The organism is Bacteroides sp. NGMCC 1.200775 (assembly GCF_040798045.1).
GTDB lineage: Bacteria > Bacteroidota > Bacteroidia > Bacteroidales > Bacteroidaceae > Bacteroides > Bacteroides hominis.
This window is the reverse complement of sequence record NZ_JASCQK010000007.1, coordinates 114,035-128,971: the sequence shown is the minus strand read 5'-3', so window position 1 is coordinate 128,971 and position 14,937 is coordinate 114,035. Positions and strand designations below refer to the sequence as shown.

At 38.1% G+C, this 14,937-nt stretch carries 7 protein-coding genes and 1 pseudogene; 7 read left to right on the top strand and 1 reads right to left on the bottom strand.

Going from position 1 to position 14,937, the window contains the following annotated elements:
• Positions 1 to 83: 83 nt before the first annotated feature.
• Complete coding sequence (locus QK890_RS17120) at positions 84 to 1,394, top strand: 6-bladed beta-propeller (RefSeq protein ID WP_022011223.1); 1,311 nt, start codon at positions 84 to 86, stop codon at positions 1,392 to 1,394.
• Between the two features lie 678 nt (positions 1,395 to 2,072).
• Here the strand turns inward: QK890_RS17120 and QK890_RS17115 are convergent.
• Positions 2,073 to 5,996: a two-component regulator propeller domain-containing protein gene (locus tag QK890_RS17115; RefSeq protein WP_022011224.1), complete on the bottom strand. Its 3,924-nt coding sequence runs from the start codon at positions 5,994 to 5,996 to the stop codon at positions 2,073 to 2,075.
• Positions 5,997 to 7,089: 1,093 nt separating this feature from the next.
• Here QK890_RS17115 and QK890_RS17110 point away from each other — a divergent pair.
• From QK890_RS17110 to QK890_RS17085, 6 genes and pseudogenes are all read left to right on the top strand, one after another.
• Entirely contained in the window at positions 7,090 to 7,944 is an 855-nt protein-coding gene (locus QK890_RS17110; protein WP_022011226.1) for a glycoside hydrolase family 16 protein, read from the top strand.
• Between the two features lie 29 nt (positions 7,945 to 7,973).
• Positions 7,974 to 8,359 (top strand): annotated as a pseudogene (locus QK890_RS17105) (beta-galactosidase); the annotation flags it as partial.
• 150 nt (positions 8,360 to 8,509) lie between these two features.
• Positions 8,510 to 8,692, top strand: a complete 183-nt coding sequence (locus QK890_RS17100; RefSeq protein ID WP_005781856.1) for a hypothetical protein — start codon at positions 8,510 to 8,512, stop codon at positions 8,690 to 8,692.
• Between the two features lie 280 nt (positions 8,693 to 8,972).
• Complete coding sequence (locus QK890_RS17095) at positions 8,973 to 11,969, top strand: TonB-dependent receptor (RefSeq protein WP_032539140.1); 2,997 nt, start codon at positions 8,973 to 8,975, stop codon at positions 11,967 to 11,969.
• A 20-nt stretch (positions 11,970 to 11,989) separates the two neighbouring features.
• A complete protein-coding gene (locus QK890_RS17090; protein ID WP_032539141.1) occupies positions 11,990 to 13,594 on the top strand; it encodes a RagB/SusD family nutrient uptake outer membrane protein in 1,605 nt (534 codons plus the stop codon).
• Positions 13,595 to 13,794: 200 nt separating this feature from the next.
• A complete protein-coding gene (locus QK890_RS17085; RefSeq protein WP_032530930.1) occupies positions 13,795 to 14,652 on the top strand; it encodes an AraC family transcriptional regulator in 858 nt (285 codons plus the stop codon).
• Positions 14,653 to 14,937 lie beyond the last annotated feature (285 nt).

The window sequence follows — 14,937 nt, the reverse complement described above, 5'->3', positions numbered from 1 at the left end:
ATCATGCAGGGAGATACTCGTTTCTAATATGGGGCAAGTGGGATCCTTATGCACAAACAATAAATCTTAATTCGATTGTGGCTATGAAACACATGTTCTTATTATTGATCGGTGTATTTGTATTATTGGGATGCAGTTCCAATAAGAAGCAAGAGCCTATCTCCAAGTCAGGAATACCTGTCATTAATCTTTCTGAGGATGTATCGACTGTACCTTCACTTCTTTTGAGTGAGGTGGCGGAGAAATTGGAAATCGTTCCTTTGGAAATGACAGATCAATCTATGTTAGGTGAAATAAGACGAATACAAGCGACAGAACATGATATATGGATTCATGATTTTAATAAATTTTATATTTATCGTTTTTCCCAAACGGGGAAATTTTTGAATAGAATTGGCAGTATAGGGCAAGCTCCAGGAGAATATGTCAATTTTTCAACCTTTCTCGTTGATGAATATAAAAAGGAGGTCTATATTATTTCTAATAACAATGGTATTTTGGTATATAATTTCAAGGGAGAGTTTAAAAAGAAAATAGTTGATCAGCAGACAATCAATAATCTATTCTCATCTGTATATAGTCAATATATCTTATATAATGGAAATTTCTTTGCTGCTCAGAATATAGCTTTATATAAATTAATAGATAAAGATTCATTGTGGTCTTTTGCTTTTTTGGACACGGCTTTTCAAGAAAAAAAATTATTTAAGAATCCAGCACATATGGGTAGAGAAGAGCAAATTATAGCTAACTGTGTCGATAAAGGTAGAATGATTAATCTTTGGATGGAATATCAAACCAGTATAGACACTTACAATAATCAACTTACCCTTAAATATCCAGATACTGATACAATTTATTACTATGACGATGCGACGAATGACCTCTTGCCTCAATATGTAATTTGTACAAGAGAAGAGAAAGGAGACTATGAGGTTACTCATTTATGGTTTAAAGATAGAAAGGCTTTCGATTATTTTTCGATCAAGTCCTACTATCCGACTAAAGATTTCATTTATTTGGTGGGTAGTAAAGGAGAGGAGGTATATACCTATTGCTATAATAAAGAAGATGGAAGCGTCAGATTGCAGAAACGACAAAGCGCAATAACCGAGCGTGATGTGCCCTGGTTCAGCTTTCCTTTGCGCCAAATGAAACGTGATTTTGTGTTAGATAATGATTTAGGTGGAGGTGATTTTACTGTTGACAGCCGTTCTTCCGGTAAATACTGGATAGATATATTAGAACCCGGTGGTGATGAAAACTGGATTGATATCGACCAAATAAAATCAACTACTGTAATAGATGAATCCAAGAAAAAGGAGCTAATCCGAGTTCTGGAAAGTGTGACTGAGGATAGCAATCCGATTTTGATGATTGCAACTTTAAAATAGAAGAATTATTATTGAGAAGTTAGGGTACTTGTATTCACCTTTTTATTCATTAAATAGGTAGTATAAATGAAGCCGATTTTTTATTCATATTTCTGCTTAAATATAAATAGGTATGGATAAAGTTCGATTAGTTTTGTATTGGGGTATATTGGCGTATCTGATGGGTTGCTCTTCTCTCTATTCAGAGAAAATAGATTTATTAGTTTAGATGCCATCTGATTGTCCGATTGTTGAGATGACAAGTGTTTTAGATAGAGAGGATTCTATCTCAGTGGAGGAATTGGTAGATAGCATTTCGTATGTCCTGTTGGATAATTTTGTGAAATTGCCGGTTCGTGCAAGTATACTTGGTACGGCGGTAACATAGTTTCACTTATCAATCAGATGGGAGCATGTTGGTTTGGAATAATGGGGGAACTGTCCCCCCCCCCTAACAGGGTGTATTTCTCTCATTTTAGCAGTTAAACCATATTTGCGGGGGAATATCTAAAGACACAAAAAAGCCAACTGATTTATTACGAGTTAGTTAGCTTTTCTGTAGTTATTGGGGGATATCTCTAATTAATGTATAATGTATTAAGTAACATATACTCTTTATTCTTCAAAAAAAAGAGTATATGTTTTTATTTAAAATTTTATGTGCCAATTGTTCGTATATTGTAGTTTATATAGTTTTACTTATTTTATACGATTTTCTTCTCTAAATTGTTTCGGAGTCACTCCTTTCATTTGTTTGAATGTTGAACTAAAATATCGGGGGTAAGTGAAGCCTACTTCACTGGCAATTTCATTTATATTTAAATTTGTATTAATAAGCAATGATATTGCTTCTTCAATTCGTAATCTATTTATATAGTCATTTACACCTAATCCTGTTATAATCTTTATCTTGCTGTATAATGAAGATCGACTTATTGTCATGGCGTCTGCTAATGTTTGGACGGAAAACTCCTCTTCAGATAAATGTTCATGTATAATTGCATTTATCTTTTTCATAAAATCCTCATCGGCTTTACTATTTGTTGAAGTCTGGAGGGAAATTGTCTGGTTCGTAGTAATGTATTGACTGTGTATTTTTTCTCTATTTTGAAAGATGTTTCCAATGACGGCCTTTAGAGAGTCTATATCAAACGGTTTGGGAATGTAAGCATCAGCTCCAGATTTATATCCAGTTGTTATTCCTGTATGGTCATAACGTGCTGTTAAGAGTATTACGGGGATATGGCTTATCTGGATGTCATTTTTTATTTGACGGCATAATTCAAAACCGTTCATTTGGGGCATCATAACGTCACTGACAATGACAGATGGCTGTTTCTCTCTGCATATTTCTAACGCTGAGATAGCGTTGTCTGCTGCATAAACTTTCTTAAAAAACTCTGTTAAAGATTCTATTAGGTATTCCCTTAATTCCTTTTCATCCTCTACGATAAGTATAGTCTTTTCGGTGCAATCGAAATGTGAATCTTGTATTATGTCAGTAAGGGGAGATTCTTGTAGTTGTAGCCTTGTGGATTCTTCTTTTTCATTTGTATTAAGAAACGGCAACTCTAAATAGAATGTAGCTCCTTTGTTGATGTTATTATGTGCCCCAATATTTCCTCCATGCATTTCCATGATTATTTTGGCATAATATAATCCGAATCCACTCCCTTTTTCCTTGTGATTGCCTTTATAAAATCGTGTGAAAAGATTTGCCATATCCGAATCTTGTATACCGGTTCCTTCATCTATAACTGATATTCTGAACTTGTCTTCAAATCTTTGTGTGCATACTGTTATACAACTATCAGCCATGCTGAATTTCAGTGCATTCATTAGCAAGTTTGATAGTACAGTATGGCACTTTTGTCTGTCAAACCATACCTCCTCTATATTGGGGTCTAGTTGCAATTTTATATATATTCCTTTTTCTTTTGCTTCATCAGCAAAATATTTGATAATGTCGGTTAGCCATTCATTTAATTTATTTCTTTGTATTTTCAATTTACTATAGCTTGCTTCTAGGCTATTCCAGTCCAGCACCATGTCCACTATTTCCCTCATATGTTGCGCTTGATTGAATATCGATTGTAATTGTGGTATCAGATATTGAGGCAGGTCTTGTGACCTACTTTTTTCTATTAGGCGTTTTAGCGGGGAATAAATTAATGTCAAAGGAGTACGTAATTCATGGTTTATGTGGATAAGGAAATCTATCTTCTTTTCATTAAGATATTGCCTGTATTCTTTTAATCTTTTTTGTATTCTAATTTCTTTTCTTGTATTAAAAATAAACATTCCTGCAATGACTCCCCCTGCGATGCAAATGCAACATAATACAACAAACCAGTTCGTTTTATACCATGGTGGGGTGACATGGATATCTGTGAGATGGATGGGGGTGGTATAGTTTCCATCTTTTGTCATACATGCTACTTCAATGTGATATTTACCTGGAGCCAAATTGGACAGCTCCAGCATCGGATTATATGATTCAATACTCTTATAAACATCTCCGTTTATGATGTATCGGAATGGAACGCGCTGGAAAATATCTTTGTTTTTAATATATATACGTAGTACCAGTGTATTATATTTCCATGGAATCTTTATATTTTGGATATCTATCTCGGATGTTTGTGGCTGTCCGTTTAGTTCTATACTATATAGCTCTATTTCAGGGTATGGCTCATTAGGGTTCGGGGTATTTGTGTTAATTCGGACCAATCCTTCTATGCCGCCGAAATAAAGATATCGATTATTTTTTTCAGTCCGTTGTTGATAAGTAAATATTATTTCATTGGGATGGAATCCGTCGCTTCTGTTCCATTGAATAAACTTGTTTTCTTTTATACAATAGGAAAACAGATGGTTTTGTGCACAAATCCATATCCTCTCTGAAGATAGGTCATAGTGGAGCGCAGTAATGTCACTGAATAGCTGTGACCCAATTTTAAAATATTTTCTTTCTTTTATGTTGTAATATCCCATTCCTGCTGTTGTTCCCACCCATATTTTATTTTTCCCGTCATAATCAACTGCAGTGATGACTTCTTTTTTGTCTATTTGGAAAAGAAGTTTGATACTGTCATTTTTGTTAGTAATCTGGAATACTTTGTTCCCACTCATTGTCAGAGATATCCTTTCATCAGAATATGCCATGACTGAGGTTGGCAGTTGATAATTCTTATCAGTTTTGATCGGAGAGAATTTTTTATTATTTATATCATATACCCATATATCCTTGCTTAGTATATATATTTTATCGTTTGTCACCCGATGGGCGCGTGGAATATATCCGTAAAAGCACTGCCTGAAATTAATACTGTCGTTTTTTATCAAAAACGGTCGATAAAGCCCCGTATGCTTTTCGAATAAAAAAATTCCCTTTGTGTAAACAGATACCATTAGTTCTTTTTCTGATACTGGGGCTATAGAAACCACCTTATCTCCATAAGTAGACGGGAAATGCTTGAAACTTCCTGACTGAGGATCATACAGGTTTATTCCACCCCCGTCCGTACCAATCCACAGTTTTCCATTAGGCTCTTCGTAAAAACTCGTCACTGATTTCTCGCTCAATCCGTTAATATATCCTAAGGGGGAGTCCTTATAGGTACGTATATAACTTTCTTTGATGTTGAAAACTCCTCCTCTAACACTTCCAGCCCATAAAGATCCATTGTCATCCTCGTATAATATAGTAATAGAGTTTACAGGGAGTGAATTTTCATCTCCAGCAATATGGTAAAAATTCGAGAATTTTTCATTCGACAGTTTTAAACGATTGATTCCCCCACCATCAGTGGCTAACCATAGATATCCTTTTTTTTCTATTATATCCAATACATAATTGTTTGTTAATCCAGAGTTTTCGCTTGTATACTGTTTTATAAGTTTTCCTGTTCTTTCATAACAAAATAGTCCTTCTCCCCAGAAGGATAAATATATACATCCGTTTGAAGACAGACATGCCCCTTGCAAAATATTGTTTGAGCAAGAGAAAAAATGTCGTAGCTGCATAGTCTGGTGGTTTAATATGTATATCCCATCTCTTCTGGTGGCAATTAGTACCTCCTTTTCAGAAAAGGCTATAATTCTCTGTACTCTATATTTTGTAGTATCATTGTCTGTATCCCCCTGTGGGTTGATACAAACAGATTTGAAAGAGCGCTTTTGATAGTCATATTTGTATATTCGATTCTCGCTTCCAAAAAGTATTCCCCCTTTTACACATAAAGAGGAGTAAATTATATTCTGGTTAATGGGAATGAAAATTCCGTGTTTTTCATCATATGTCACCATACCTTGTCTGGTGGATATCCATATATTATTAAGAGAATCCTGGGTTAGATGTATAATGTCATTATTGGGTAAAGAATATCTGTCGTTGGAGAGTTTTTTGAATACTTTTAAATTTTGTCCAGTATAAAAGTTCAAACCATTTTTGGTTCCTATCCATAATTTCCCTTTTTTATCTAACAGTATGGATTGAACGGTGGACTGAGATAATCCTTCCGCAATGGAAATAGACGTAAACTGGTAGTTTATGTCATGACCTAAAATTGAGAATGTATTGATAAATGTCAATATTATAAATAGGGTAAATGTTCTGTGCATTTTTACTTTTTGTGATATTTTAAGTTCGTTTTTTGTTTATAAACAGCATTTGAATAAGAAATGTTCATTAATTCTTTATACTAAGTAAAAAATATGGTATTGGATAATGCATAATTCTTTCTACATGATTTTTCTCTCTCTGTACCTAATATTTATAGGAATCAACTATTGGGGATTAGTTTGCAAAAGAAGACGTATGTTTCTTTTATGTTGGATAAAGTTTCAGCCAAGATTCTGCTGTTAAAGTTGATGGCATAGTTTTCTTTATACACTACATGCTGTTTTACTGGGAATATGACTCATAAATAAAAGGAATGGGCGTGCGTTATGCTGATGACGACGGCTCGGCCGCTTTCAGCATTCTTGATGTATCAGCATCTTATTTAAGGATAATTTAAAACGTGTAGGTGGTATTAACTATGATATTTTTTGAGGATATCATTAGAGAGCGTTATTAAAGAATCGTAAACCTGATTGTTTTTTGTAGACTGTAGAATAATGCTGTTTTACTAATTGGTTGTTGGCGTATAGTATGGTTTGGGAAATAGGAGTGTTTTATTGCCTATTTCTGGTGTTGGTTAGTCCAGATATCTCATTGATGTTGTTTGGTGATACTGTGTTAATTAGCGGTAAGCTTAAGCAGAGAGTCCTTGATATCTACAAAATATCTCTTCAAAAGCAATATGTAGGGGATGGAATTAGTGTTAGATTTTTGTCGCTTCTGTATTGAAGCGTTTTTTATGTTTTTGGATGTTATAGGAGTTTTTTTAAATGATTTCTGACTGTTTTTGGATTTATGCACATTTCCTTTGCATCCATAAATAATCCTAAATTAATATATATGATTTTATTTACTCTTTGTGATGTTTTGGGGGTGGATATTTGGATGTCTCTTGTTGATGGACGTTTTAAATATGAACTTAAAAAAGTATGAAAAATAATTTTATTTGTTTTTTTCTTCTGTGCTCCTTGGTGGATGGCCTTCGAACTGGGATGACGGTGATGTCCTGCTGCGAAAGTCTGATGAGAAAAATAACAAGTGACATGCTTTATAGAAAAAATAGAGTTTATAATCTTTTCAAAATATAATTATATGAGACGAATCTTATATTATTTGCTATTTATTGCGGGTGGAATTGCTACCCATGTATGTGCTGGAGAAAAAGTAAAAGTCGGATCGAGTACATTGGACAATGTCTTATTTGTAGACGGTTTTGACGGGAGTTCCGTCGTACCTGATACGGCGGTATGGAAACTCTGCACGTACGCCCACAATGCCTGGTCACAGCATTTCAAGGCCGTGGATGGGTATGAAAATGTAAGAGTGGAAAATGGTTATTTGAAGTTGAGAGCCTGTAAAGATAATGGGATTTATAAAAATGGTGGGGTGTTTTCCAAAATAGGTTTTCCCTGTGATACCCGTTTAGAGGTTAAGGCTAGATTAACAGGGTTGGTTCGTGGTGGATTTCCCGCAATCTGGCAAATGCCCATAGGAGCACCGGAATGGCCCAGAGGGGGAGAAATAGATCTTATGGAATGGGTTCAAGGCACTCCCATGCAGATCTATCAGACGGTACATACTTATTATATAAATGGAGAAAGCGGTTCTGCGGGGGTAACCAACAAGAATCCTGACAAAAATTTTGATGTGACTGAGGATCATATATATGCAGTGGAGCGGACTGAAAAGGAACTTATATTCTATGTCGACGGCAAAGAGACCTGGAGATATGAGAACCAATATTTGGATAAGGAGAAATTACAGTATCCGTTTTGTGAGTACACTTTCAATATAATTCTGAACTTCTCGTTGGGAGGCGATTTGAACGGTAGGGTGACATGGCCGGGAGAAATTCACGATGAAGATTTGCCGGGAGAGATGTGGGTCGATTGGGTACGTGTTGTGTCGTTGAACAATAACAAACAGTCCGATACGACCAATCAATAAATATCACTTGTCGCAAGGCGATATTAAAGCTGGTCAGTGGAAATAACATGTGTCATTACACCCATATTCCACACCAATATTGGCGCCACCGTTTGCAGATGATGAAAGGAATGGGGTTTAATATCGTGGTGGCTTATATCTTTTGGAATCTCCACGAGATTGAACCTGGAAAATAGGATTTTCCGGAGATAAGAATCTGGTGGAATATATAAGGATCGCTGGAGAGGAAGGGAGGAGGGGCATTCTTCGTTCCGTATCTTATGTCTGTGCCGAGTGGGAGTTGAGCGGTTATCCGTGGTAGCTGCGGAAGATACCTGGTATGGAAATAAGGAGGGATAACACGGGATTTCTGAAACATACGAAAAGATATATCTGTGGTCTGTATCAAGAAATGGGCTACTTACAATGTGCAAAAGTTACTCATTTGTGGTATTGATTAAATAAGGAAGTTGTTTGTAATTACTTTTCATAGATGTGCGTATTGATAAGCATGAGGTCTGAATTGATAAGCTTTATCTTGTGTGATTGTTGGATATTTGTAGAAATAATAAATATTAGAATTATAATGCACGAAAATAATAAAGTTCATAAACTGACCGCTGCCAATAGTTGTCCGATAGCTCATAACCAGAACAGTCAAACAGTAGCCAGTGACACTGATTCATTCGGTGTAAGTATCGGTGTGCTGACAAGAGTACCTCCGTCATGTTGTACGATGATATCGGTGATTCTTACTCTGCTTAAATAAAGGCGACAGCCATATTTTGCTGTATAAATGGAAAGGTCTTTTTCATAACTTGTGATGCTTCCCTCACAGTATCTCGGAGGCGGGTAAACGACTTCATATAAAAGTAATGGCTTCGATTAATGACAAAGAAGTTAACCGTATGGAGAAGGAGTATGCAACGGATGTAAATTTCCTTATTGAGAGTTTTAATGTGTCAACCAAGGAGATATAATATAGGAGAATGTAATTTATGTATTGAAATTTTGTAATGCCTAAGAGCGTTTTTTTAATTAATTAACTTATGAATGCACTTCAAAAAACAGCGGGGGCAATTCTGTCGCTTTCGCTTTTGTGTGGGATGCAGGTTTATGCGTTCCCTGATCCCTCTTCTTCGGGGGGACAAATTGTACAACAGAATGATATCTGCCATGGGGTTGTCAAGGATTCCAATGGTGAAAGTATTATCGGAGCATCCGTGTTGGCTAAAGGAACAACTAACGGTGTTATTACGGGGCTCGATGGTGATTTTTCCTTGAAGAATGTAAAAAAGGGGGATACCATTGTTATTTCTTATGTAGGTTATCAGGCTAAGGAGATTTCTTGGACAGGGGGATCTTTGAATGTTGTTCTGAAGGAAGATACTGAAATATTGGATGAAGTGGTTGTAATTGGCTATGGTGTGGTAAGAAAAGCGGATATGGCAGGTTCCGTTGCCGTACTGGATAATAAGAATTTTAAAGATCAGCCGATAACTCAGGTTGCAGATGCTCTTCAGGGGCGTGTCAGTGGTGTTCATGTAGAGAACAGTGGTGTCCCTGGCGGAAGTGTGAAGATTCGTGTCCGCGGTGCGAACTCTATCAGTAAAAGCAATGATCCTTTGTATGTGGTCGATGGAATTGTCCGGGAAAGTGGTTTGGATGGTATCAATCCTGAGGATATCCGTTCCATGCAGGTTCTTAAGGATGCTTCATCTACGGCCATATATGGTTCCAGAGGTTCGAACGGGGTTGTTCTGATCACCACTAAAAGTGGTAAGGCTGGTGTGCGAGAAATTATGTTTGATGCATCAGTGGGCATTTCCAATGTTTATAAGAAATATGACATTTTGGGATCTTACGATTATGCTCTGGCATTGAAGGAGGTCAAGGGTATCGATTTTTCGGATGAGGAAATGCAATCCTATAAGAATGGTTCAGCCGGTATCGACTGGCAGGATGAGGTATTTCGGACCGGGATTACCCAAAATTATAAATTGGCTGTATCCAATGGTAGTGAGAAGACCCAATATTATATTTCTGCCAATTATATGAGTCAGGAAGGTGTGGTCATTGAGTCGAAGAACGAACGTTATCAGGCTAAGGTAAACATCTCCTCACAACTTGCAGACAGGTTGCATATTACGGCCGATGTCAATGCTTCCCATGGTATTCGTCATGGTGGTTCTTTTGCATCAAGCAAGGACAATCCGATATGGATTGCTTTGAATTATTCGCCGACAATGGCAATGATGGCCGAAAATGGGAACTATAATACCGATACTTATAATTCCATAGCTTCCAACCCGGTTGGTATCCTAAAGTTACAATCGGGAGAAACAATGACCAACGTTTTCAACGGACGTGTGGATTTACGTTTCGATGTAATGAAAGGGTTAACATTCACAACAACCAATGGAGTGGACTATTATGACGAGAAAAACTATAGTTTCAGTTCTAAAAGGGTAGGTACCAAGAGTGGAATGGGTAATAATGATATTTACCGCCTGATGTTGCAAAGCTCTAACAATCTGACATATACAGGTTCCTGGAACGACCACCATTTAACAGCTACGGCCGTATATGAAGTGACCTCGTCCGAAACCAGGACTATTGGTATAACGGGTAATAACCTGCTGACCGAAGGTGTGGGCTGGTGGAATGTGAGTATGGCTTCCTCTCGTGATGCAAACAACGGTTACAACCAATGGGCGCTGATGTCTGGAGTCGTCCGCGTCATATATAATTACAGAGATCGGTATATGTTGACTGGTACATTCCGTGCCGACGGCTCCTCTCGCTTCGCCAAGAAGAAATGGGGGTGCTTCCCTTCTATTGCCGCAGCTTGGACGTTGAGCAATGAGGATTTTATGAAGAACGTTTCTACGGTTCAGGATATTAAACTTCGCGCAAGCTATGGTATTGTGGGTAGTCAAGCCATCAGTCCTTATGCGACTATGGGGCTTATGAGTGCTACTGCATACAATTTCGGGACAACCAGTAATTTTACCGGTTATTGGGCAAATGACATAGCGACTCCGGACCTTACGTGGGAGAAGACCAAACAGTTCGACCTAGGGGTGGAGTTTTCTTTGTTTGACAGAAGATTGAATTTCAGTGTGGACTATTTCTACAAGCGCACTACTGATGCGTTACTCAAAAGAAGTATCCCCGGATATGTCGGCGGTAACTCTTTCTGGGTGAATGACGGTGAGATCAGTAATCGTGGTATTGATTTGAGCGTGACCGCCCGAATCATACAGAATGATCAATTCCAATGGTCCTCCACCTTGAATGGCACTTATTTGAAGAACCGTGTAGAACGTCTTTCCGGCGGTGAGAATGATTTTATTAACGGATCCAGTCCGGCTTCCGGTATGGTCGATTATGCTACTATCATCAAGCCGGGTGAGGCTATTGGCACTTTCTGGGGTTATGAATGGACCGGTTTGGATGAAAAAGGACATGATACTTACAAGGATGTAGATGACAATAAGACGATAGATGGTGGAGACCGCAAAGCTATCGGTAAGGCTACTCCTGATTTTACTTTGGGATGGAATAATTCTTTGTCTTACAAAAATTGGGATCTGAACTTGTTTTTTAACAGTTCTTTCGGAGCCAAACGTTTGAATCTTGTAAGATACACAATGGCGTCTGCTGAAGGAAACTCCCGCTTCGTGACCTTGGCAGATGCTTATTTGAAGGGGTTTGACAAGGTAGGTTTGTCAGCAATTTATCCGAGTCTGACCGCAGGTGGCAATAATTTGCAGCCTGTCTCAACCAAATGGTTGGAGAACGCAGATTTTCTACGTCTGGAAAATATAAGCCTTTCATATACCTTCCCCAAGAAGGCAACGGGCTTTGCTGATTTGCGGCTTACTTTTAGTTGTCAAAATCTATTTACGATAACTGGGTATAAAGGAATGGATCCTGCCGGTACCACATTCTCAAACAATAGTGTTGATGTGGATGCAGGTATTGATATGGGTGCCTATCCGTCCCCGAGAACATTCACTTTCGGTCTCCGGATGAATTTTTAAATCTAAAAATGAGATACTTTATGAATATTAGAATAATTGTAGGCAGCATGCTTACCTTATCATTGTTATTATTATCATGTAGTGATTTTTTAACAGAGAAACCCAGAGGTACACTGACTCCTAAAAATTTTTTTTCAACACAGGATGAGTTGAACATGAGTGTATATGCCCTTTATCAGAAGGTTAATGCTTCTCAGATATATGCAAATATGCAATTACCTCAGTGGCAGGGGGATGATATAACAACTAACCCGGGGAGTAACAAGCAGCCGGCCGCTGAAATGGATAAATTTGCAGCAGTAAATAATAATAAGGGAGTGAAAGATGCATGGAACATGCACTACGCTATTGTAAAGGCTGCTAATTTAATTATACAAGGGGCATCGAAAACACCTACCACGCAGGATGAAATAAATATTGCTTTGGGACAAGCGAAGTATTGGAGGGCATATGCTTATTTTACTCTTGTACGTCTTTGGGGAGCATTGCCGATGAATCTGGACAATGTTAATGACGATTATACCAAGCCCCTAACACCAGTGGAAGAAGTATATGGACAAATTATACAGGACCTGACCGAAGCCGAGGCCATATTGCCTACAGTGTATAGTGCAGCTCCTCGCTTTATGAATGGTGTAAACGTGTATGTAACCCGACAAGCTGTAAAGTCAACTTTGGCAGCAGTATATATGGCTATGGCCGGTTGGCCCATGAATAAAACGGAATACTATGCAAAGGCTGCTGAAAAGGCAAAGGAGGTCATTGACGGGGTGAACAAAGGTGAATATGAGTACAAGCTCGATAAGGATTACAAAGATGTGTATGCCATGAGCAATAATTATAACTTGGAAACAGTACTCGGTATAAACTATTCTCCATTCGTGGATTGGACTCAGGATTCGGAACTCACCTCCTGTAACCAGTTTGAATCGCTGGGTGGCTGGGGAGACGCTTGGGGGGAAATTCGTTTCTGGAAGGAGTTTCCTGACGGTCCGAGAAAAGATGCGACCTATGATCCCAAGATTCGTCTGAAAGACGGAACCTTGGTTGACTGGTGGGAGTTAAAGGAGGATGGTACCCCCGTCGTTCCGGAACACCACCCAATGTTCAGTATATTCTCCGTAAACTGGGATCCTGCGTTAAAGGTGAATACTGATGCCCCGTATGACTATACAAAGCCGGCCAGTCAGAACATGTGCAATGATCATCGGCATAGAATCATTCGTTATTCGGAGGTTTTGTTGTGGTATGCGGAAGCCAAGGCCAGGACGGGTCAGACAGATGAGTTGGCATTTAAGTGTCTGAATGATGTCCGTGGGCGTGCCGGACTGGGAGCACTGAATGGACTTTCTGCTTATGAACTTGCCGAAGCAGCTTATAAGGAACATGGCTGGGAGGTGGCAGGTTACTGGGTGGCTCTCGTCACACGTCGTGCAGATCAGTTCCGTATGAATAAGCTGAAGGACACTTTTGAGGAAAGAGTGGCCAACGAGTACGTAGAAGTCGGTAATGGCGTTAAGGTGAAAGAAGCAGTGGAATATCCGAATAAAGTGTGGAATGACGGCCTGATGTACCTTCCATATCCCGATACTGATTCTCAAAAGAATCCGAATCTGACAAGATAATTTTTTTATTTTTAGTTAAGAGGACGTCCGTCAATCAGTTCAGTGATTGACGGGTGCTTCTCACTGATTTTTTTAATGTATATTTTTTGTACTTATATTGTGGGTTGTAATACTAATTAGACAATGAAATAGGTATTTGTTGTATAAATGTCTGATAATTAGAGAAATAATATTGAGCTCCAATAAGAAGAGAATAAACTATGAAACTTTTTTATTTGAACGAACACAAGTCTTGTTACAATTATGCGAGATGTGTGCAAGAGGGGTTCCAGTACTATATATTTGATGAGGGGCTGGAACACGAGGAAGAGTTACAGAATGACTGCATACTGTTTGTGCTGAAGGGAAGCCTTCGCCTTTCGTGTAACGAATTCCAATTTACGATTTCAGAGGGGAAAATGGTCTTTGTTTGTCGTGAGAGTCTGTTCAGCACTTACTCGTTGGAAAAATGTGAGGTTGTGGTTGCCCTGTTCGAGGGCGGTATTTGGCCTTGTCAGAAGGTCTCCTTTTCAGAACTGTTCCATTTGAGGGATGTTATCGAATATCGTATGGAACCTCTTGAGATTAAGGACCGATTATACAGATTTCTTGAACTCCTTGAGTGTTATCTGAAAGATGGGGCGAACTGTATCCATTTTCATGAGATAAAAATTAAGGAGCTTTTCTGGAGTATGCGTTTTTACTATTCTAAGAAGGAATTGGCAGGTTTCTTCTACATGATTATAGGTCGCTCTCAGGACTTTAGAAACAAGGTCCTGAATAATTACAAAAGGTGTAAAACAGTGAAAGAACTGGCATCGACCTGCGGGATTTCCCTGTCCGCTTTCAAGAGACAGTTTTTGGCAGAATTCGGGAAAACACCGGCTGTATGGATGGAGGAACAGTTAGTGCGAGAAATCAAGTATAAACTTTCGGTTACAGACATACCACTCGGAAGTATTGTCTATGAACTGAACTTTTCATCTTTAGCGCATTTCTCTAGATTTTGTAAGAGATGCCTGGGATGTTCTCCAAAAGAATGGAGAGAGCAGATAAAAAGTGAGTCGAAAACACCTTAAGTAGATAGTAGTAAGTGATTGGTAAATGATAGAGCCAAAATGAGAATAGTTATGTGTGTTTTTATTATAAAAACTAAAGAATCTATTCGCTCTAATATTTTTTATACCGTCTCAGACGGCGAGTAATCTGAATCTCACACTATCATAAGATTTCTTTTGTGCTTTGGACTTACTTAAAAAGAGGTTACAACAATGAGTATTCTTTATTTTTCGATTGTCTTTTCACTTTTTCTTGTATATTCTGTTTCATATTCCTTTTGGGAATTCCTGCTTACATAACAAGTC